This window comes from Blautia sp. OF09-25XD, from assembly GCF_003482095.1.
In the GTDB taxonomy this organism is placed as follows: domain Bacteria; phylum Bacillota; class Clostridia; order Lachnospirales; family Lachnospiraceae; genus Fusicatenibacter; species Fusicatenibacter saccharivorans.
In genome coordinates this window covers 61,650-78,509 of sequence record NZ_QUMG01000016.1, presented here as the reverse complement: position 1 = coordinate 78,509, position 16,860 = coordinate 61,650, and the positions used below count along the sequence as shown (strand labels likewise).

At 44.9% G+C, this 16,860-nt stretch carries 31 protein-coding genes; all 31 read right to left on the bottom strand.

What is annotated here, in order from left to right:
- Positions 1–30: 30 nt before the first annotated feature.
- Complete coding sequence (locus DXA93_RS12970) at positions 31–930, bottom strand: diacylglycerol/lipid kinase family protein (protein WP_022461578.1); 900 nt, start codon at positions 928–930, stop codon at positions 31–33.
- A gap of 186 nt (positions 931–1,116) precedes the next feature.
- Positions 1,117–1,653 carry a bL17 family ribosomal protein gene (locus tag DXA93_RS12965; RefSeq protein WP_022461577.1) on the bottom strand — a complete coding sequence of 179 codons (537 nt, stop codon included), beginning with the start codon at positions 1,651–1,653 and terminating at the stop codon, positions 1,117–1,119.
- 104 nt (positions 1,654–1,757) lie between these two features.
- Positions 1,758–2,720, bottom strand: a complete 963-nt coding sequence (locus DXA93_RS12960; RefSeq protein ID WP_022461576.1) for a DNA-directed RNA polymerase subunit alpha — start codon at positions 2,718–2,720, stop codon at positions 1,758–1,760.
- 72 nt (positions 2,721–2,792) lie between these two features.
- Positions 2,793–3,386, bottom strand: a complete 594-nt coding sequence (gene rpsD, locus DXA93_RS12955; RefSeq protein ID WP_022461575.1) for a 30S ribosomal protein S4 — start codon at positions 3,384–3,386, stop codon at positions 2,793–2,795.
- A gap of 16 nt (positions 3,387–3,402) precedes the next feature.
- The gene (gene rpsK / locus DXA93_RS12950) at positions 3,403–3,795 is read right to left on the bottom strand and encodes a 30S ribosomal protein S11 (protein ID WP_022461574.1); all 393 of its coding nucleotides are present in this window, start codon (positions 3,793–3,795) and stop codon (positions 3,403–3,405) included.
- A 50-nt stretch (positions 3,796–3,845) separates the two neighbouring features.
- A complete protein-coding gene (gene rpsM / locus DXA93_RS12945; RefSeq protein WP_022461573.1) occupies positions 3,846–4,214 on the bottom strand; it encodes a 30S ribosomal protein S13 in 369 nt (122 codons plus the stop codon).
- A 295-nt stretch (positions 4,215–4,509) separates the two neighbouring features.
- Entirely contained in the window at positions 4,510–4,623 is a 114-nt protein-coding gene (gene rpmJ, locus DXA93_RS12940; RefSeq protein WP_003022746.1) for a 50S ribosomal protein L36, read from the bottom strand.
- A complete protein-coding gene (locus DXA93_RS12935) occupies positions 4,620–4,823 on the bottom strand; it encodes a hypothetical protein (RefSeq protein WP_055220743.1) in 204 nt (67 codons plus the stop codon). The genes rpmJ and DXA93_RS12935 overlap by 4 nt, the downstream gene beginning before the upstream one ends.
- A 93-nt stretch (positions 4,824–4,916) precedes the next feature.
- Positions 4,917–5,837 (bottom strand): VanW family protein, encoded by a 921-nt coding sequence (locus tag DXA93_RS12930; RefSeq protein ID WP_119208531.1) that lies wholly within the window; start codon positions 5,835–5,837, stop codon positions 4,917–4,919.
- On the bottom strand, positions 5,825–6,388 hold the full coding sequence (locus DXA93_RS12925) for a hypothetical protein (RefSeq protein ID WP_147399555.1): 564 nt from the start codon (positions 6,386–6,388) through the stop codon (positions 5,825–5,827). The genes DXA93_RS12930 and DXA93_RS12925 overlap by 13 nt, the downstream gene beginning before the upstream one ends.
- A gap of 685 nt (positions 6,389–7,073) precedes the next feature.
- Complete coding sequence (gene infA, locus DXA93_RS12920) at positions 7,074–7,292, bottom strand: translation initiation factor IF-1 (protein WP_022461642.1); 219 nt, start codon at positions 7,290–7,292, stop codon at positions 7,074–7,076.
- A 3-nt stretch (positions 7,293–7,295) separates the two neighbouring features.
- Positions 7,296–7,547 carry a KOW domain-containing RNA-binding protein gene (locus DXA93_RS12915; RefSeq protein WP_022461643.1) on the bottom strand — a complete coding sequence of 84 codons (252 nt, stop codon included), beginning with the start codon at positions 7,545–7,547 and terminating at the stop codon, positions 7,296–7,298.
- Positions 7,544–8,314, bottom strand: a complete 771-nt coding sequence (map, locus tag DXA93_RS12910; RefSeq protein WP_022461644.1) for a type I methionyl aminopeptidase — start codon at positions 8,312–8,314, stop codon at positions 7,544–7,546. The genes DXA93_RS12915 and map overlap by 4 nt, the downstream gene beginning before the upstream one ends.
- Positions 8,315–8,317: 3 nt before the next feature.
- Positions 8,318–8,962 (bottom strand): adenylate kinase, encoded by a 645-nt coding sequence (locus tag DXA93_RS12905; RefSeq protein ID WP_022461645.1) that lies wholly within the window; start codon positions 8,960–8,962, stop codon positions 8,318–8,320.
- 167 nt (positions 8,963–9,129) lie between these two features.
- Positions 9,130–10,446, bottom strand: a complete 1,317-nt coding sequence (gene secY / locus DXA93_RS12900) for a preprotein translocase subunit SecY (RefSeq protein WP_118750449.1) — start codon at positions 10,444–10,446, stop codon at positions 9,130–9,132.
- Positions 10,446–10,886: a 50S ribosomal protein L15 gene (rplO, locus tag DXA93_RS12895; protein WP_022461647.1), complete on the bottom strand. Its 441-nt coding sequence runs from the start codon at positions 10,884–10,886 to the stop codon at positions 10,446–10,448. Before rplO ends, secY begins: the two co-directional genes overlap by 1 nt.
- 12 nt (positions 10,887–10,898) lie before the next feature.
- Positions 10,899–11,081: a 50S ribosomal protein L30 gene (gene rpmD / locus DXA93_RS12890; protein ID WP_022461648.1), complete on the bottom strand. Its 183-nt coding sequence runs from the start codon at positions 11,079–11,081 to the stop codon at positions 10,899–10,901.
- A gap of 14 nt (positions 11,082–11,095) precedes the next feature.
- The gene (rpsE, locus tag DXA93_RS12885) at positions 11,096–11,605 is read right to left on the bottom strand and encodes a 30S ribosomal protein S5 (RefSeq protein WP_022461649.1); all 510 of its coding nucleotides are present in this window, start codon (positions 11,603–11,605) and stop codon (positions 11,096–11,098) included.
- Positions 11,606–11,625: 20 nt separating this feature from the next.
- The gene (gene rplR / locus DXA93_RS12880; protein ID WP_022461650.1) at positions 11,626–11,994 is read right to left on the bottom strand and encodes a 50S ribosomal protein L18; all 369 of its coding nucleotides are present in this window, start codon (positions 11,992–11,994) and stop codon (positions 11,626–11,628) included.
- A 17-nt stretch (positions 11,995–12,011) separates the two neighbouring features.
- On the bottom strand, positions 12,012–12,551 hold the full coding sequence (rplF, locus tag DXA93_RS12875) for a 50S ribosomal protein L6 (protein WP_022461651.1): 540 nt from the start codon (positions 12,549–12,551) through the stop codon (positions 12,012–12,014).
- A gap of 81 nt (positions 12,552–12,632) precedes the next feature.
- The gene (gene rpsH, locus DXA93_RS12870) at positions 12,633–13,034 is read right to left on the bottom strand and encodes a 30S ribosomal protein S8 (RefSeq protein ID WP_022461652.1); all 402 of its coding nucleotides are present in this window, start codon (positions 13,032–13,034) and stop codon (positions 12,633–12,635) included.
- A 24-nt stretch (positions 13,035–13,058) separates the two neighbouring features.
- Complete coding sequence (locus tag DXA93_RS12865; RefSeq protein ID WP_022461653.1) at positions 13,059–13,244, bottom strand: type Z 30S ribosomal protein S14; 186 nt, start codon at positions 13,242–13,244, stop codon at positions 13,059–13,061.
- A gap of 16 nt (positions 13,245–13,260) precedes the next feature.
- The gene (rplE, locus tag DXA93_RS12860; RefSeq protein WP_022461654.1) at positions 13,261–13,800 is read right to left on the bottom strand and encodes a 50S ribosomal protein L5; all 540 of its coding nucleotides are present in this window, start codon (positions 13,798–13,800) and stop codon (positions 13,261–13,263) included.
- 20 nt (positions 13,801–13,820) lie between these two features.
- On the bottom strand, positions 13,821–14,162 hold the full coding sequence (gene rplX / locus DXA93_RS12855) for a 50S ribosomal protein L24 (RefSeq protein WP_022461655.1): 342 nt from the start codon (positions 14,160–14,162) through the stop codon (positions 13,821–13,823).
- 10 nt (positions 14,163–14,172) lie between these two features.
- Positions 14,173–14,541, bottom strand: coding sequence for a 50S ribosomal protein L14 (gene rplN / locus DXA93_RS12850; protein WP_022461656.1), 369 nt, complete (start codon positions 14,539–14,541; stop codon positions 14,173–14,175).
- Between the two features lie 35 nt (positions 14,542–14,576).
- Positions 14,577–14,834, bottom strand: a complete 258-nt coding sequence (rpsQ, locus tag DXA93_RS12845; RefSeq protein WP_022461657.1) for a 30S ribosomal protein S17 — start codon at positions 14,832–14,834, stop codon at positions 14,577–14,579.
- Positions 14,835–14,850: 16 nt separating this feature from the next.
- Complete coding sequence (rpmC, locus tag DXA93_RS12840) at positions 14,851–15,060, bottom strand: 50S ribosomal protein L29 (protein ID WP_022461658.1); 210 nt, start codon at positions 15,058–15,060, stop codon at positions 14,851–14,853.
- Complete coding sequence (rplP, locus tag DXA93_RS12835) at positions 15,050–15,487, bottom strand: 50S ribosomal protein L16 (protein ID WP_022461659.1); 438 nt, start codon at positions 15,485–15,487, stop codon at positions 15,050–15,052. The genes rpmC and rplP overlap by 11 nt, the downstream gene beginning before the upstream one ends.
- Before the next feature lie 2 nt (positions 15,488–15,489).
- A complete protein-coding gene (rpsC, locus tag DXA93_RS12830) occupies positions 15,490–16,146 on the bottom strand; it encodes a 30S ribosomal protein S3 (RefSeq protein WP_022461660.1) in 657 nt (218 codons plus the stop codon).
- 12 nt (positions 16,147–16,158) lie between these two features.
- Entirely contained in the window at positions 16,159–16,545 is a 387-nt protein-coding gene (gene rplV / locus DXA93_RS12825; protein ID WP_022461661.1) for a 50S ribosomal protein L22, read from the bottom strand.
- Between the two features lie 33 nt (positions 16,546–16,578).
- Positions 16,579–16,860: a 30S ribosomal protein S19 gene (rpsS, locus tag DXA93_RS12820; RefSeq protein WP_022461662.1), complete on the bottom strand. Its 282-nt coding sequence runs from the start codon at positions 16,858–16,860 to the stop codon at positions 16,579–16,581.

The following is a 16,860-nucleotide window of genomic DNA, read 5'->3' as shown; positions in this document are numbered from 1 at the left end:
TTTTGTGAAAAACTTATCAAAAAGCCGTGCCTACTTATTGTTCAGAACCAGTTCCATGGCATGTTTGCGCGCTTCGATGCAGACATAGCCGTGATCTCCGCCGTATTCGCCGTCCAGAGTCCAGGAAATCTCCTGGTTGGACTCGATGATGATGCGGTCGGTCTTGAACGAATCGATGAGGTCTGTGTGATCCTCCTGCATCAGCAGGGACGCAATGATCTCATTCAGTTCCAGCGGGTTTTTCGGGCGTTTGATCAGGGTTACCTCGAAGAGTCCGTCATCCAGGCGTACATCCTGTCCCGGCAGGTTTTTGAAGCCGCCGACGGACTTGGCATTCGTCACCATACCGTAGATATACTCTCCCTCAAAGGTTTCCCCGTTTGCCTCGACTTTAATCCAGTACGTCGGCACATTCCAGATCCGTTTGGATCCCTCCAGCAGGTATGCCAGATGGCCGAGAATGTTTTTCATGTGCTGGTCTGTCTCATAGGAAACATCCGTGAAAAGGCCGAATGCAGCGATGTAGACAAAGCTGTCGTTGTTGAACGCTCCCACATCACAGGAATACAGGTTTCCCTCGATGATATCCTTTGCCGCCTGTACCATATCTTTCGAAATAGAAAGACTGTTTGCAAAGTCATTGGTGCTTCCGGCCGGAATATAACCGATCGGAACGCGCTGATCCACTTCCATCAGACCGCTGACAACTTCATCCAGTGTTCCGTCGCCCCCGCTGCAGACAACGAGATCCACCTGCGGCGCAAGCTCCTTTGTCTTTTCGAAACCATCTCCGACTGCCTGCGTCGGGTGGACAATGACTTCATATCCGCCTTTTACAAAAACATCGATAATTTCAAACAGTTTACTTTTAATCTGTGCTTTTCCGGAAAACGGATTAAAAATAAACAACATTTTTTTCTTGCTCTCCATGCAAATGCTCTCCTTTGTATCCCATTTTAGCTGTTCTGTATTCTGTATTGTACCTTATTCGCAAAGCAGATGCAACCCCGTACATTGCCACAATTTCGCAATTGTGTCATATAAAATATGATATACAACAAAACAGGAGCCACCTACTAAGAGGCAGCCCCTGCGGATTTCAAAACTATTTACAGATTAAACCAGCTCGATTACAACTTCCATAGCTGCATCACCTTTACGCGGTCCGATCTTGATGATACGGGTATATCCGCCGTTACGGTCTGCATATTTCGGAGCGATCTCATCGAACATTTTCTGTGGCATATCGATGGACTTGGTGTTTTTCTTGCGTCCTGCTGCTTCGGTCGGAACCTCTGTTACAGGATAGAAGAAGCTTGCCATCTGACGTCTAGCGTGAAGTCTGGACGGAAGATCTTTTTTGATCTCTTTCTGAACTTCATCGTATACGGTAACTTTTTTGCCGTCTTTTACTTCTTTCACACGTTTGCCATCAGCATCTTTGCGAGCTACTTTAGCAGTAACGGTAACGGTCTCAAAGTTATCTTTCTCTTTTACAGCCAGTGCGATCATGCTTTCAGCGATCTTACGGATCTCTTTTGCTTTGGTCTCAGTGGTAACGATTTTTCCGTGATACAGAAGGTTGGTTACCTGGTTTCTTAATAATGCTTTTCTCTGGTCAGATGTTCTGCCAAGTTTTCTATATTTTGCCATTTTAAATTTTCCTCCATTTGTGGAACCCACAAGTCATGCTGCCTCGGACTTACTGACAGGGGGTTTTCGTCTACAAATCAAACGGAAAGATAAATCGCTGTGATTTATTCTCCGTCCCCAGGACTCAGTGACAGTCCCAGTTCTTTCAGCTTTGCAAGTACCTCTTCCAGAGACTTGCGGCCCAGGTTACGAACCTTCATCATGTCTTCGGAAGTTTTGTTGCACAGCTCTTCTACGGTATTGATACCGGCACGTTTCAAGCAGTTATAGGAACGCACGGAAAGCTCAAGCTCGTCGATGTTCATCTCCAGAACTTTCTCTTTCTCATTGTCCTCTTTCTCGATCATAACTTCTGCTGTCTTCGCATTCTCAGACAGATCGATGAAGAGTTTCAGATGCTCGCTTAAAACCTTAGCTGCCAGGCTGACTGCCTCGTCCGGATCCAGTGTTCCTCTGGTGTAAACATCCAGTGTCAGTTTATCGTAATCGGTAATCTGACCTACACGGGTGTTCTCCACTTTGAGGTTTACACGCTCAACCGGTGTATAGATAGCATCCACAGCGAGAACGCCGATCGGCATGTCATCGCTCTTGCCTTTGTCAGCACTGATATAACCGCGGCCTTTTGTGATCGTCAGCTCCATGTACAGCTTGCTGTCCGGGCCGCCGTTCAGGGTTGCGATTACCTGATCCGGATTCATGATCTCAATATCCTGATCTACCTGAATATCGGATGCTCTTACAACTCCCTCGCCCTCGAACTCAATATAAGCAACTTTTGCTTCGTTGGTTTCGCTGTTATTGCGGATTGCAAGGCTCTTCAGGTTCATGATGATTTCTGTAACGTCTTCTTTTACTCCAGGGATGGAGCTGAATTCATGAAGAACGCCCTCGATTTTAACCTGGCTTACTGCTGCTCCAGGGAGGGAAGAAAGCATAATTCTGCGAAGAGAATTACCTAATGTGATACCGTAGCCTCTTTCCAGAGGTTCAACCACAAATCTGCCGTACTTCTTGTCATCAGAAATCTCAGTAATTTCAATTTTCGGTTTGTTAAAATCAAACACTCGAAAGCCCCTCCTTTTAAATTGGTTGGCTCATTACTCATGGGAATAAAGCCTTCCGCGTATGGCGATTCTTTATTTAGAATACAGCTCGACGATCTGCACTTCGTCAACCGGAACATCGATCATTTCGCGGGTAGGACGCTCTTTTACAACACCTTTGAGTGCCTCAAGATCAGCCTCGATCCATTCCGGAGTCAGACGGCCGCCTGTAACCTCTACGATGTCTTTATATCTCTGAGAGGATTTTTTACCCTCTTTGATTTCGATGGTATCACCAGCGCTTACAAGGTAAGACGGGATATTTACCTGTTTGCCGTTAACCAGAACGTGTTTGTGGTCAACGATCTGACGTGCTTCTTTTCTGGTTCTAGCCATTCCCATACGGAACAGAACGTTGTCCAGACGGAGTTCAAGAAGGATCATCAGGTTCTCACCAGTCTGTCCTTCCATTCTGTCAGCCTTTTTGTAATAGTTAACAAAAGGTTTCTCCAGAACGCCGTAGATGAATTTTGCTTTCTGTTTTTCTCTTAACTGAAGACCATACTCAGACATTTTTCTGTTTGCTCTTTTCAGCTGTCTTGTGGACTTCTTATCAATTCCAAGATATACAGGATCCATTCCGAGGGATCTGCATCTTTTCAGGACTGGTACTCTATTTACTGCCATGTTCTTAACCTCCTAATCAGACTCTTCTACGTTTTGGTGGGCGGCATCCGTTGTGCGGAACCGGTGTTACGTCGCGGATGCTTGTAACTTCAAGACCGCATGCCTGAAGGGCACGGATTGCAGCTTCACGACCTGATCCTGGTCCTTTTACCATAACGTCAACAGTCTTTAAACCATGAACCAGCGCTGCTTTGGTAGCAGTTTCTGCAGCCATCTGAGCTGCGTATGGAGTAGATTTTCTTGAACCTCTAAATCCCAGACCGCCGGCACTTGCCCAAGAAAGAGCATTTCCTTCTGCATCAGTCAGTGTTACGATTGTATTATTGAAGGAAGACTGGATATGTGCCTGTCCGTGTTCAACGTTTTTTCTGACACGACGTTTTGTCGTTTTCTTTGTCACTTTTGCCATTTTAAAACTAACCTACACTTTCTTAATCTTATATTGGACTACTGGTTAAATTATTTCTTCTTATTTGCAACAGTTCTCTTAGGACCTTTGCGGGTTCTTGCGTTGGTCTTTGTTTTCTGACCACGAACCGGAAGGCCTTTACGATGACGGATACCTCTGTAGCATCCGATCTCCTGCAGACGTTTGATGTTCATAGCGATTTCTCTACGAAGATCTCCTTCTACAACCTGACTCTCATCGATAACTGCGCTGAGTCTCTTTACTTCATCGTCTGTCAAATCTCTGCAGCGTGTGTCCGGATTTACTCCAGCTTCTTTTAAGATACGATCTGCACTTGTTCTACCGATTCCGTAGATATAGGTCAGACCAATCTCAACACGTTTGTCTCTTGGTAAGTCTACACCAGCTATACGAGCCATGTACTTTGTCCTCCATTTTTCTAAAACATTAATATTTTCCTAATTGGGATACAGGTATGCGTGTATCCAGCCGTGTTCGCACGACCTTTCTCCTTCTGCCACCTGACAGATCGGAGTATTAAGCAATATTATAAGGGATGTCTGCGCTCCGCGCGTCCACCCGCCGGAGGTGTCCTGGCTGCAACTTGCCAGGTGTCTCACTTTATAATATTAACAGCAGAACAACGCATTCACGCGCGTCCTCGCTGCAGCCGCACTTAAAATCTGCACAATTACGATCAAGCCTAATGACGGATTAGCCCTGGCGCTGTTTGTGCTTTGGATTCTCACAAATGATTCTGATGCTACCTTTTCTTTTGATAACTTTGCATTTCTCGCAGATCGGTTTTACAGAAGATCTAACCTTCATGATGAATCCTCCTTTCTTTGCTCCTTAGCGCCCCGTGTAGGGGAATTTTCTGTTGTAAACTTTTGGAATGCGTTTTCTTTTTGTGGGTTAGAAAAAAGTCCACGCGCAAAAGTTCGTTTTATAGTATAGCATTTTGTTCCCGGAAATGCAAGAAATTTTTTACATATTTTTTCATTTTTTTTTGCTCTTTTTCTGTGCATTTTTTCATCTCTCCCACCGGTAAGAAAAAAACAGGCGGGACAGATTTCTCTTCTCTATCTCGCCTGTTTTTTACAGGTAACATCTTTTTTGCATCATGATCCTGAGTTCAGCGGTTTGTATTTGCTTGCGCATACGGATTCTGATTTTACTACATTTCCGCTTGCATCTTTATAATCACGATACGTTACATTACTCATCTCATCGATCTGCTCTACCCTTGGCTCAATGGTATAGTCGTTTTCTTTTGTTCCGAGAATTTTTACGGTCAGTGTATCACTGCTGTCCATATTCATCACAATTTTCACCGGATACTTATGATTATTTTCAAATTTGAAATCCGGTGAATCCCAGAATACGGTTGCATCCATTCCTGACGGCACATAATGTACCGGCATCGAATGGTTGGCTCTTTCCAACACATCAAGGTCTGTATACAAAATAGCGGAAAACAGTGTGGAGGACACCTGGCATTCGCCTCCTCCAAGTACCTGGACGACTTTGCCATCCTGATAGCCTGCTGCCTCCTGGTATCCTTTTTCTGCCGTTGTATCACCTACGACACCATTAAAAGAGAAGGTTTCTCCCGGCAGAACGATCTGTCCGTTGCAGATAGATGCCGTAAGTCCGACGTTGTGAATTCTTCCGCTCGTTCCACCTGCTGCGCTGGAGCTGTAACTTCCAAGCGTGTCTTTAAACAGATTTGCGTTCATCTTCTCGGTTGTAATCTCCGGCTCGGTAAAGGTAAACGGAATCGTGATATCCGTATTTTCTTCTGCACTCTCATACTCGGCTTTCGCACTGTCCGCATCCATTGAGGTTCCGTTTTTCGATGCCACAACGGAATATCCGTTGTCCGGATCCAGCGTCGCATTGACCGGCTCGGTATAAATCTGGCTTGCAATTCCGGCAAAATCCGGCTCCGTCAGCTGATTTTCTGCCGTCGGGCAGGAAATTACATCCTGGAAATTCATTGCTGTCACATTCGTCTGGATCTGCTGTTTTAAGGCATCCACATCCGGTCTGGTTCCGGCAATGCTTTATGCACGATCAGGCCGGTATCTGTTACTTCATATGTAGTATCCTGCATGGAGTTGTAATCCTGAATGCCGGATGCCTGTACAATTCCTTCCACCTCATCTGGATGGGCCACAGTCGGCTGCACATCATAGGAAAGTTTCTCTGCCTTTCCCCGTTTCATCTCGACCCACTCCAGACCGCGAACCAGAAGATTTCCATGGCCTTTTTCATATGCTTTTTCAATTTCTGCGGAAGCATCCATCCCCAGCATTGGAAATACGTTCATCGTATACTGCTGACCATCCAGCTCAACGGTAACAGCTGTATCTTTATAATCTTCTTCAAACTTCTGTTCCACTGTCTGTGCAGCTTCTTTTTTGCTCATTCCCTGAATGTTTACTCCGTTAACAGAAGCATCTGCCCAGATTTTGTCATCCTCGATGATCAGACAGAAGATTCCATATGCAGCGGCAAGTAAAACAATCACTGCAATTACGCAGAGTGCTGCAACAAGGCCTTTTTTCTTTTTCTTTCCCATTTTTGTCATTGCACATTTTCCTTTCCTGTTATCTGTAAGGAGCAGCGATGCCATTGCTGCAGATCCGAATTATTTTTCAGACTGCAGCCTGCTGTTTCATAAAATGTTTCCCTGATTTCTGCCGGTGCATGGATTTTACCACACCGCCCAGGAGACCCTTCCCGGTAAAATTTCCCCGTAAAGTTTCTCTATTGCATTGTATCACATTATTTTGAGAATTCAACCAAATATTTCAACTTCACACAGAATTCACGAACATATATTCTTCTGTCGCTTTCGAGCCCTCATCTGTCATTTTCACGGTTTTCCGGCCGCTCTTTTCTCCTGTCTTTTCACTTTTTCTTTTTTCTTCTGACGGTTTAAAAATTTTGTTTCAAAAGTGCACAAATTCTCCTGGTTTTTACAAAAAGTTTTCATAAAATTTTATACTTTTTTCATTGCTTTTTCTATTAAAATATTGCATAATACATCTGGAAGGTTTCAAAAGGGACTGAAAAGAAATTCAGATGCCCGCCGCCGCGGATGCTGCAGGGTTTGCAGACTGGTGCTTGCTTTGTGGCTGTCAGAAATCTGAAGGCCGGTGATCGAAATCTTTGTTCTGTAGAACGGTTACTGTTATTGGGGATGAATACAGAGAAACACATACAGAGAAAAAGCCATCCGGCATGCCGGATGGCTTTTTTTATCGTATTTCTTATTTATCTCTCCAGATAATACGTCCCTTGTCCAGATCGTATGGGGACAGCTCGATGGTTACTTTGTCTCCCGGAAGAATACGGATAAAGTTCATACGCAGCTTTCCGCTGATATGAGCCAGTACAACGTGTTTATTTTCCAGTTCTACTTTAAACATTGCGTTTGGTAATTTCTCGAGGACAGTTCCCTCTACCTCAATTACATCTGCCTTAGACATTGATTAATCCTCCTTCAACTCTTTGCAACTTTTTTCTTTTAATGCCTTACGGATATCTTCATCACGAACCGCATCCGTCATTTCGTAATCCGGCTGTACGTGAATCAGCTTCTTCTTTTTCGGCCGGTTGGCGGTACGGATTTTTCCGTCCACCAGGAATACGTATGGCTCCTGTACATCCGAAATCACATACAGCTTTCCTTTATCGTGGCCGGCCAGGCTTCTGGCAAACATTCCTTTCACAATCGGTTTCATAAATCCTCCTCCGTATGCGAAAGTGTCAGAATTTCCGGTTCTCCCTCCGTAATCAGAATCGTGTTCTCATAATGTGCGGCAAGAGAGCCGTCTTCTGTCACAACGGTCCAGTCATCATCCAGCCATCTGACTGCATAGCCTCCGGCTGTGATCATCGGCTCGATGGCGAGCGTCATGCCAGGCTGCAGACGGACGCCGCGGCTTGGCTGTGCGAAGTTCGGCACTGCCGGATCTTCGTGCAGGTGCGTTCCGATGCCGTGGCCTACCAGGTCGCGGACAACGCCGTAGCCGAAGCTCTCTGCGTATGCACCGATCGCCGCCGAAATCTCATGAAGATGATGGCCTGCTTTTGCGTATTTGATTCCTTCAAAAAAGGCCTGGCGTGTTACTTCCACCAGTTTTCTTGCCTCCGGCGAGATCTCACCGACCGCGTGTGTGCGGGCTGCGTCGGAATGGTATCCTTCATAGATAAGTCCCGCATCCAGGCTGACAATGTCGCCCTCTTTCAGAATCCGTTTTTTACTTGGGATTCCGTGAACCACTTCTTCGTTCACAGAAACGCAGATCGAAGCCGGATACCCATTATAGTTTAAAAAGTTGGGAGTGCATCCGAAGCTGCGGATCATCTCTTCTCCGAGCTTGTTGATTTCCCAGGTTGACATTCCCGGATGGATGGCGCGGCCTAATTCATCGTGTACCTTCTCCAGCAGTTCACCGGCACGGCGCATTTTTTCAATTTCCCGGGCAGTTTTAATTGATATGGACATCCTTTACGCTCCTAAAATCTTTACTATATCCTGAAATACCACGTTGATATCCTGGGTTCCGTCAACTTCCACCAGAACATTGGCTTTCTTATAGTAGTCAATCAGAGGCTGTGTCTGAGCATGGTATACAGACAGTCTCTTCTGTACGGTCTCAGGTTTATCGTCATCACGAAGAACCAGCTCGCCGCCGCAGGTATCGCATACATCTTCTACCTTTGGTGCGTTAAATTCTACATGATACGTTGCTCCGCATCCGATGCAGGCACGGCGTCCGCCCATACGGTGAACGATATTTTCATCCGGTACTTCTACATTGATTGCGTAGTCAATTTTCTCTCCGCGTGCTTCCAGGGCTTTGGTCAGTGCCTCTGCCTGCGGAATCGTTCTTGGGAAGCCATCCAGCACGTAGCCCTTTGCTGCGTCCGGTTTGGAAATACGGTCTACAACAAGATCGCAGGTCAGCTCGTCCGGAACGAGTTCTCCCTTGTCCATGAATGCTTTCGCTTTCTTTCCAAGCTCGGTTCCCTCTTTGATATTTGCGCGGAAGATATCGCCGGTTGAAATATGAGGAATCTCATATTTTGCAGCGATCTGTTTTGCCTGCGTACCTTTTCCGGCACCAGGTGCCCCCAACATAATAATTTTCATGCGCTTTTCCTCCCATGTTTGAATTTGCAGCAATCCGCTGCGTGTAATTTACCCTATTATACCATAAAGTAAACCACAATAGCAAAAATTTTCTCTGTTAAAGCCTCTTTAAAAGCGCTTTAAACAAAAGAAAGGGCCTGTCTTATCCAGACAGTCCCTCTTATGCCTTAATCGTTTAAGAATCCTTTGTAATTGCGTACCAGCATCATGGATTCAATCTGTTTTAAGGTTTCCAGAATTACGCTGGCAATAATGATCAGAGAAGTACCTCCAAAGGATACATTCGCTTTGAAAAATCCATTAAAGAAAAATGGAATCACTGCAACAATGGTAAGACCTGCTGCACCGATAAAAATAATATAGCTGAGCAGATTGTTCAGATAATCTACCGTGGATTTACCCGGGCGGATGCCTGGGATAAAGCCGCCCTGTTTTTTCATGTTATCTGCAACTTCCATCGGGTTGAAGGTGATGGAGGTATAGAAATAAGCGAAGAAAATAACAAGGACAATGTAGAGAATCAGGCCCAGCGAAGCAACTGGATTGGTTTTGTCAAACCAGTTGTTGGAATTCAGCATCTTGATCAGCGCTCCGCCGATACCTTTGATATCCGACTTTCCGACAAACGACAGGATAATCGATGGGAAAGACATGATGGATGATGCAAAGATGATCGGGATAACGCCCGCTGTATTTACCTTCAGCGGAATATTGGATGACTGTCCGCCAACCATTTTTCTTCCGGCCATTTTCTTGGAATACTGTACCGGAATTCTTCTCTCAGCGCCATTCAGGATCAGTACCAGCACAACAACAGCGATGATCACAACAGCGATGATAATCCACATCAGCAGACCACGCGCGATGGTTTTGCCTTTTACGAAGGTTTCGTAAAGGGTTACCATATCCTGCGGGATTCTGGAAAGGATGTTGATTAACAGGACCATAGAAATACCATTTCCAACGCCCTTGTCGTTGATCTGTTCTCCCACCCACATAAGGAAGGCAGAACCGGCTGTCAGAGCTGCCACTACAACAATCACATTAACTGCGTTAAAAGTGGTGAGGAGTCCCTGGCGTCCAAAGCCTACTGCCATGGCAACAGACTCAAACAATGCAAGACCTACTGTCACATAACGAGTAATCGCAGTCATTTTCTTTCTTCCCTCTTCGCCGTCACGCTGCATTTCCTCAAGTCGTGGAATTGCAATGGTGAGCAGCTGAATAATGATGGAAGAAGTAATGTACGGTGTAATACTCAGAGCAAAGATGGAGAAACGGTCGAAACCGCCGCCCGTGAATGCATTCAGGAAGCTGAATGCCTCATTCGTATTATTTGCAAAATAATTCGCAAAAAAGCTTGTATTGACACCCGGTACAGGCATCTGAGAGCCTAACCGGATGACAACAAGCATCATAAGCACATAAAATATTTTGCGACGAACATCTTTGACCTTAAATGCATTGATAAAGGTCTTAAACATTAGATCACCTCGACTGTTCCACCTGCCGCTTCAATTTTTGCCTTTGCGCTCTCACTGAAAGCATTTGCTTTTACAGTGAGTTTTTTGGTGACTTCACCGTTTCCAAGGATTTTTACGCCATCTCTCGGATTGGAAACAAGACCAGTCTCAATCATAGTTTCTACGGTTACAACAGCTCCGTCCTCATAACGATTCAGAGCATCTACATTGATTCCAACGATTTCCTTGGAGTTTCTGTTTTTGAAACCTCTCTTCGGAAGACGTCTGTATAAAGGCATCTGACCACCTTCAAATCCCGGTCTCGGTGCTCCGGAACGTGCTTTCTGTCCTTTGTGGCCTTTACCTGCTGTTTTACCATTTCCTGAACCATGTCCACGGCCTCTGCGGAAGTTATCGTTCTGTCTGGAACCTTCAGCCGGCTGTAAATTAGATAAGTCCATTACGGTACCTCCTTATGCTTCTTCTACTTTAACCAGGTAAGAAACCTGATTAACCATGCCGCGAACTGCTGCGTTATCCGGCAGTTCTACCGTCTTGTTAACTTTTTTCAGACCCAGTGCTTCCACGGTTCTTCTGTGTTTCGGAACACATCCGATCGGGGATTTCACCAGTGTTACTTTTAATTTATCTGCCATTTTTCACATCCTCCTTAAGCAAAGATCTCGTTTGTAGATTTGCCGCGAAGTCTTGCTACTTCTTCTGGAGTCTTCAGCTCAGACAGACCAGCGATGGTAGCCAGAACTACGTTCTGCTTATTTCTGGATCCAAGGGATTTTGTACGGATGTTCTTAATACCAGCTAACTCGATTACGGCACGGGCTGGGCCACCAGCGATGACACCAGTACCTTCAGGAGCTTTCTTCAACAGAACCTCTGCGCTTCCGAATTTACCTACGTAGTCATGAGTGATACTTCCGTTCTCATTGATTGCTACGCTTACCAGTTTCTTCATAGCGTCTTCTTTACCTTTGCGGATAGCTTCCGGAATCTCGGCTGCTTTTCCAAGGCCTGCGCCTACGTGTCCATTGCCGTCGCCGACAACTACTAAAGCTGTGAAACGGAAGTTACGACCACCTTTAACAACTTTTGTAACACGCTTAATTGATACGACTTTTTCTTCCAGTTCGAACTGGCTTGCATCAATAATTGTATGCTTCATGTGTTCTTTTCCTTCCTTTCTTAGAATACCAGCCCAGCTTCTCTAGCTGCGTCTGCGAATGCCTGGATTTTTCCCTGGTAGATGAATCCGCCACGGTCAAATACAACTTCAGTAATACCTGCTTCTACAGCTTTCTTTCCAAGAACGGTTCCAAGATATGCTGCTGCATCTACATTGTTGGTTTTCTCAAGCTCTGCTTTAACATCTTTCTGAAGAGTAGAAGCAGAAACTAAAGTATTTCCAATCGTATCGTCGATAATCTGAGCATACATATGGTTATTGCTGCGGAATACACACAGACGCGGACGCTGTGCAGTACCTACGATATGATTACGTAATCTTCTATGCTTTTTCTGGCGCATCTGCGCTCTTGATACTTTACTAATCATGTTCACACTCTCCTTAATTATTTCTTACCAGTCTTACCAACTTTACGTCTGATCACTTCATCAGCATACTTGATTCCCTTGCCCTTGTATGGCTCAGGTCTTCTCTTGTCTCTGATTTCAGCGGCATACTGGCCAACTTTCTCTTTGCTGATACCGGAAACAATGATCTTGTTGCCGTCTACAGCGGAGGAGAGTCCTTCCGGATCGATCATCTCTACCGGATGAGAATATCCAAGAGACAGAACTAATTTGTTGCCCTGTTTTGCAGCTCTGTAACCTACACCGTTTACTTCCAGTGTTTTGGTATAGCCTTCGCTAACACCAATTACCATGTTGTGGATCAGAGTTCTGGTCAGGCCATGAAGAGCTTTCATTTTCTTCAGATCGTTCGGTCTTGTAACTACTACGTGTCCGTCTTCCAGTTTGATGGTCATTTCAGACGGGAGAGTTCTCTCTAATGTTCCTTTTGGTCCTTTTACTACAACGTGGTTGTTTTCCTGGATGTCTACTGTTACACCTGCAGGAATTGCCACTGGCAGTCTTCCAATACGTGACATACCAATTTCCTCCTATTAACTTAGATTTTCGGAGAGAGCCTTACGCTCTCTCTGTTTTCAGTTGCTTTGTTTCGTTTCAGATTACCAAACGAATGCCAGAACCTCGCCGCCAACCTGCAGCTTGCGAGCTTCTTTATCGGTGATAACACCCTGGTTTGTGGAAAGAATAGCGATTCCAAGTCCGCCAAGTACTCTCGGCAGCTCATCTTTGCCAACATAGATTCTCAGACCCGGTTTGGAGATTCTCTTCAGACCGGTGATGATCTTCTCGTTTTTGTCAGCGCCGTATTTCAGGGTGATGTGCATATTCTGGAATGCACCCTCATCGCTGAGTTCATATTTTGCAATGTATCCCTCGTTTACCAGGATATCAGCGATTGCGATTTTCATTTTGGATGCCGGAACATCTACTGTATCATGTTTTGCAGTGTTAGCGTTACGGATTCTTGTAAGCATATCTGCAATCGGATCACTCATACTCATTTGAATTTGCCTCCTTCTAAAATTTTACCAACTAGCTTTCTTAACGCCAGGAATCTGGCCTTTGTATGCTAATTCACGGAAGCAGATTCTGCAGATTCCGTATTTTCTTAAATATGCGTGTGGACGGCCACAAATTCTGCAACGATTGTATTCTCTTGTAGAGAATTTAGCTTTGCGCTGCTGTTTGATTTTCATTGCTGTTTTAGCCATGAATCAATTCCTCCTATTACTTTGCGAATGGCATGTTGAATAATGTCAGTAATTCACGAGCTTCTTCATCTGTGTTAGCAGTGGTAACGAAGATAATGTCCATACCTCTGACTTTATCAACTTTATCATACTCGATCTCTGGGAAAATCAGCTGCTCTTTGATACCAAGAGCATAGTTTCCTCTGCCATCGAAAGCGTTCGGATTTACGCCGCGGAAGTCACGTACACGAGGCAGTGCCAGGTTGATCAGGCGGTCTGCGAACTCGTACATTTTCTCGCCACGAAGGGTAACTTTGCATCCGATCGGCATACCCTCACGGATTTTAAAGTTTGCTACGGAATTTTTCGCTTTGGTGGTAACTGCTTTCTGTCCGGTGATAGCTTCCATATCACTGATTGCAGCGTCCAGAAGTTTAGCGTTCTCCTTAGCTTCACCAACACCCATGTTGATTACGATTTTGGAGAGCTTCGGCACTTCCATCACGTTTTTGTATCCAAATTTTTTGGTCATTGCATCAACGATCTGCTCGTTGTAAAGATCTTTCAGTCTACTCACGGTTTTGCCTCCTCTCTTCCTTAATCAATTACTGCGCCGTTCAGCTCTTTTGCTTTTGCAACGCGGGTTCTAACAGCTTTTGTTTTGCCGTTTTTCTCAACCATCTCAACTTTGATTCCAACGCGGGTCGGAACTCCTTTTACAACCAGCATTACGTTGGATGCATCGATAGGAGCTTCTTTGTTAACGATTCCGCCCTGCTGATTGCTCATAGACGGTTTCTCATGCTTTGTAATCATGTTTACGCCTTCAACAACAACACGGTTGTTCTTTACGTCAACGCTGACCACTTTGCCGGTTTTGTCTTTATCTTTGCCGGCGATTACCTTTACGGTATCGCCTTTTTTAATCTTCATTGACATAGCTGTCCTCCTATAATACTTCCGGAGCTAAGGAAACAATCTTCATGAACTGTTTCTCACGAAGCTCTCTGGCTACTGGTCCAAAAATACGGGTTCCTTTTGGAGTTTTGTCATCTTTGATAATAACTGCTGCGTTCTCATCAAATTTGATGTAAGAACCGTCTTTACGACGAGCGCCTTTTACGCTTCTTACAACAACAGCTTTTACTACGTCACCTTTTTTAACAACGCCGCCTGGTGTTGCATCTTTGACTGAAGCAACGATTACATCACCAATGTTGGCATATCTTCTTGTAGAACCGCCCATAACACGAATGCATAAGATTTCTTTTGCACCGGTGTTGTCAGCGACTTTCAGTCTAGTTTCCTGCTGAATCATGCTGGTATTCCTCCTTTAGCATTCTGATCTCTTATTTATTTCGCTTTCTCAACGATCTCCACAAGTCTCCATCTCTTATCTTTGGATAAAGGTCTTGTTTCCATAACTCGTACGGTATCACCTACATGGCACTCGTTGTTTGCATCGTGTGCTTTCAGCTTATATGTGCTTTTTACAATTTTCTTGTACAGAGGATGTTTTACATGGTCTTCGATGGCAACCACGATAGTCTTATCCATCTTATCGCTGACAACTTTGCCCACGCGAGTTTTTCTAAGATTTCTTTCTTCCACGATATTTTCCTCCTAATTACTCAGCTGCGTTTGCCTTCTGGGCAATAACAGTCTGGATTCTTGCAATATTTTTGCGAACCTCTTTGATTCGGCTTGTATTGTCAAGCTGGTTGGTTGCATTCTGGAATCTTAAATTGAAGAGTTCCTTTTTAGCAGCTACTAATTCGTCATTCAGCTCAGCTGCGCTCTTTGTATTTAAATCTTTTACAAATTCGTTAGTTTTCACTGTTATCACCGCCTTCTAAGTCTGCACGAGAAACAACTTTGCATTTACATGGTAACTTATGCATGGCAAGACGTAATGCCTCGCGGGCTGTTTCTTCCGGAACACCTGCGATTTCGAACATTACACGGCCTGGTTTTACTACTGCTACCCAGTACTCCAGAGAACCTTTTCCGGAACCCATTCGGGTTTCAGCCGGCTGTGCGGTTACTGGTTTGTCCGGGAAAATTTTGATCCAAACTTTACCACCACGTTTGATGTAACGTGTCATGGCGATACGGGCTGCCTCGATCTGGTTGGATTTGATCCAGCATGGCTCAAGGGCTACGAGACCAAATTCACCGTAGTTAATTTTGTTTCCTCTGAGGGCTTTACCCTTCATGGAACCACGGAACTGTTTACGACGTTTTACTCTCTTCGGCATTAACATAATTAATTCTCGCTCCCTTCCTTTTTAGTTCTGGTTGGAAGTACTTCGCCATTGTAGATCCATGCTTTTACGCCAACTTTACCGTAAGTGGTATCTGCTTCAGCGAATCCATAATCGATATCGGCACGCAGGGTCTGCAGCGGAATAGTTCCCTCGCTGTAGAACTCGGTACGAGCCATATCAGCTCCACCAAGACGTCCGGATACAGATGTTTTGATTCCCTTAGCGCCAGCTCTCATCGTACGCTGCATGGTAGACTTCATAGCACGACGGAAGGAAATACGGTTTTCCAGCTGTAATGCAATGTTCTCAGCAACGAGCTGTGCATCGCGGTCCGGTCTTTTTACTTCTTTGATATCTACGATAAGCTTTTTGTCAGTCAGTTTCTGAACTTCAGCTTTTACTTTCTCGATCTCTGCTCCGCCTTTACCGATAACAACGCCCGGTTTTGCGGTGTAGATGATAACTTTTACTCTGTCAGATGCTCTTTCGATTTCGATCTTGGAAACACCTGCGCTGTACAGTTTCTTCTTCAGGTATGTGCGGATGTTGTAGTCCTCTACGAGGTTATCTGCGAAATCACCCTCGGCATACCATTTGGAATCCCAGTCTTTAATAACACCGACTCTCAGGCCGTGTGGATTAACTTTCTGTCCCATGACATGTCCTCCTTATTTCTCGTCTAACACAATCGTGATGTGGCTGTTTCTCTTCAGGATTCTGTAAGCTCTGCCCTGTGCTCTCGGATGAATTCTCTTCATGGTCGGAGCCTTGTTAGCGAAGCACTCAGCTACATACAGGTTTTCTCTGGAAAGACCGTTGTTGTTCTCAGCGTTTGCGATTGCGGACTCCAGCAGTTTTTTCACTACGCTGGAGGCATATCTCGGGTTATAAGTTACAATACCAAGTGCGGTTGTTACGTCTTTACCGCGGATTGCATCTAAAACAAATCCAGCTTTCTGCGCAGACATTCTAGCGTAGGATAACTTTGCAGACGGTCTGGTATCTTTGTTAGCATTTCTTGCTCTTTTAATCTGACTTCTATGTCCTTTAGCCATTGCTAAAAAACCTCCTCTCTCAAATCATTCTACTTAGCGGACGCCGGATTTCTTCTCGTCCTTGCCGTGACCTCTGTAGGTTCTGGTTGCTACGAACTCACCGAGTTTGTGTCCAACCATATCCTCTGTAACGTATACCGGCACATGTTTTCTTCCGTCATGAACAGCGATTGTGTGTCCAACGAATGACGGGAAGATTGTAGAACGACGTGACCAGGTTTTAATGACTGTTTTATCTCCTGAAGCGTTTGCAGCGTCAACTTTCTTTAACAGGCTTTCATCTGCAAATGGTCCTTTTTTTAATGAACGAGACAT

Excerpts from the sequence above, each read along its gene's own strand:
- DXA93_RS12970 (WP_022461578.1), bottom strand. The coding sequence starts at position 930 with ATGGAGAGCAAGAAAAAAATGTTGTTTATTTTTAATCCGTTTTCCGGA.
- DXA93_RS12965 (WP_022461577.1), bottom strand. The coding sequence starts at position 1,653 with ATGGCAAAATATAGAAAACTTGGCAGAACATCTGACCAGAGAAAAGCA.
- rpsD (WP_022461575.1), bottom strand. The coding sequence starts at position 3,386 with ATGGCAGTAAATAGAGTACCAGTCCTGAAAAGATGCAGATCCCTCGGA.
- rpsK (WP_022461574.1), bottom strand. The coding sequence starts at position 3,795 with ATGGCAAAAGTGACAAAGAAAACGACAAAACGTCGTGTCAGAAAAAAC.
- rpsM (WP_022461573.1), bottom strand. The coding sequence starts at position 4,214 with ATGGCTCGTATAGCTGGTGTAGACTTACCAAGAGACAAACGTGTTGAG.
- rpmJ (WP_003022746.1), bottom strand. The coding sequence starts at position 4,623 with ATGAAGGTTAGATCTTCTGTAAAACCGATCTGCGAGAAATGCAAAGTT.
- DXA93_RS12935 (WP_055220743.1), bottom strand. The coding sequence starts at position 4,823 with ATGCACAGAAAAAGAGCAAAAAAAAATGAAAAAATATGTAAAAAATTT.
- DXA93_RS12925 (WP_147399555.1), bottom strand. The coding sequence starts at position 6,388 with ATGACAAAAATGGGAAAGAAAAAGAAAAAAGGCCTTGTTGCAGCACTC.
- infA (WP_022461642.1), bottom strand. The coding sequence starts at position 7,292 with ATGTCTAAGGCAGATGTAATTGAGGTAGAGGGAACTGTCCTCGAGAAA.
- DXA93_RS12915 (WP_022461643.1), bottom strand. The coding sequence starts at position 7,547 with ATGAAACCGATTGTGAAAGGAATGTTTGCCAGAAGCCTGGCCGGCCAC.
- map (WP_022461644.1), bottom strand. The coding sequence starts at position 8,314 with ATGTCCATATCAATTAAAACTGCCCGGGAAATTGAAAAAATGCGCCGT.
- DXA93_RS12905 (WP_022461645.1), bottom strand. The coding sequence starts at position 8,962 with ATGAAAATTATTATGTTGGGGGCACCTGGTGCCGGAAAAGGTACGCAG.
- secY (WP_118750449.1), bottom strand. The coding sequence starts at position 10,446 with ATGTTTAAGACCTTTATCAATGCATTTAAGGTCAAAGATGTTCGTCGC.
- rplO (WP_022461647.1), bottom strand. The coding sequence starts at position 10,886 with ATGGACTTATCTAATTTACAGCCGGCTGAAGGTTCCAGACAGAACGAT.
- rpmD (WP_022461648.1), bottom strand. The coding sequence starts at position 11,081 with ATGGCAGATAAATTAAAAGTAACACTGGTGAAATCCCCGATCGGATGT.
- rpsE (WP_022461649.1), bottom strand. The coding sequence starts at position 11,605 with ATGAAGCATACAATTATTGATGCAAGCCAGTTCGAACTGGAAGAAAAA.
- rplR (WP_022461650.1), bottom strand. The coding sequence starts at position 11,994 with ATGATTAGTAAAGTATCAAGAGCGCAGATGCGCCAGAAAAAGCATAGA.
- rplF (WP_022461651.1), bottom strand. The coding sequence starts at position 12,551 with ATGTCACGTATTGGAAGACTGCCAGTGGCAATTCCTGCAGGTGTAACA.
- rpsH (WP_022461652.1), bottom strand. The coding sequence starts at position 13,034 with ATGAGTATGAGTGATCCGATTGCAGATATGCTTACAAGAATCCGTAAC.
- DXA93_RS12865 (WP_022461653.1), bottom strand. The coding sequence starts at position 13,244 with ATGGCTAAAACAGCAATGAAAATCAAACAGCAGCGCAAAGCTAAATTC.
- rplX (WP_022461655.1), bottom strand. The coding sequence starts at position 14,162 with ATGTCAATGAAGATTAAAAAAGGCGATACCGTAAAGGTAATCGCCGGC.
- rplN (WP_022461656.1), bottom strand. The coding sequence starts at position 14,541 with ATGATTCAGCAGGAAACTAGACTGAAAGTCGCTGACAACACCGGTGCA.
- rplP (WP_022461659.1), bottom strand. The coding sequence starts at position 15,487 with ATGTTAATGCCGAAGAGAGTAAAACGTCGTAAACAGTTCCGTGGTTCC.
- rpsC (WP_022461660.1), bottom strand. The coding sequence starts at position 16,146 with ATGGGACAGAAAGTTAATCCACACGGCCTGAGAGTCGGTGTTATTAAA.
- rplV (WP_022461661.1), bottom strand. The coding sequence starts at position 16,545 with ATGGCTAAAGGACATAGAAGTCAGATTAAAAGAGCAAGAAATGCTAAC.
- rpsS (WP_022461662.1), bottom strand. The coding sequence starts at position 16,860 with ATGTCTCGTTCATTAAAAAAAGGACCATTTGCAGATGAAAGCCTGTTA.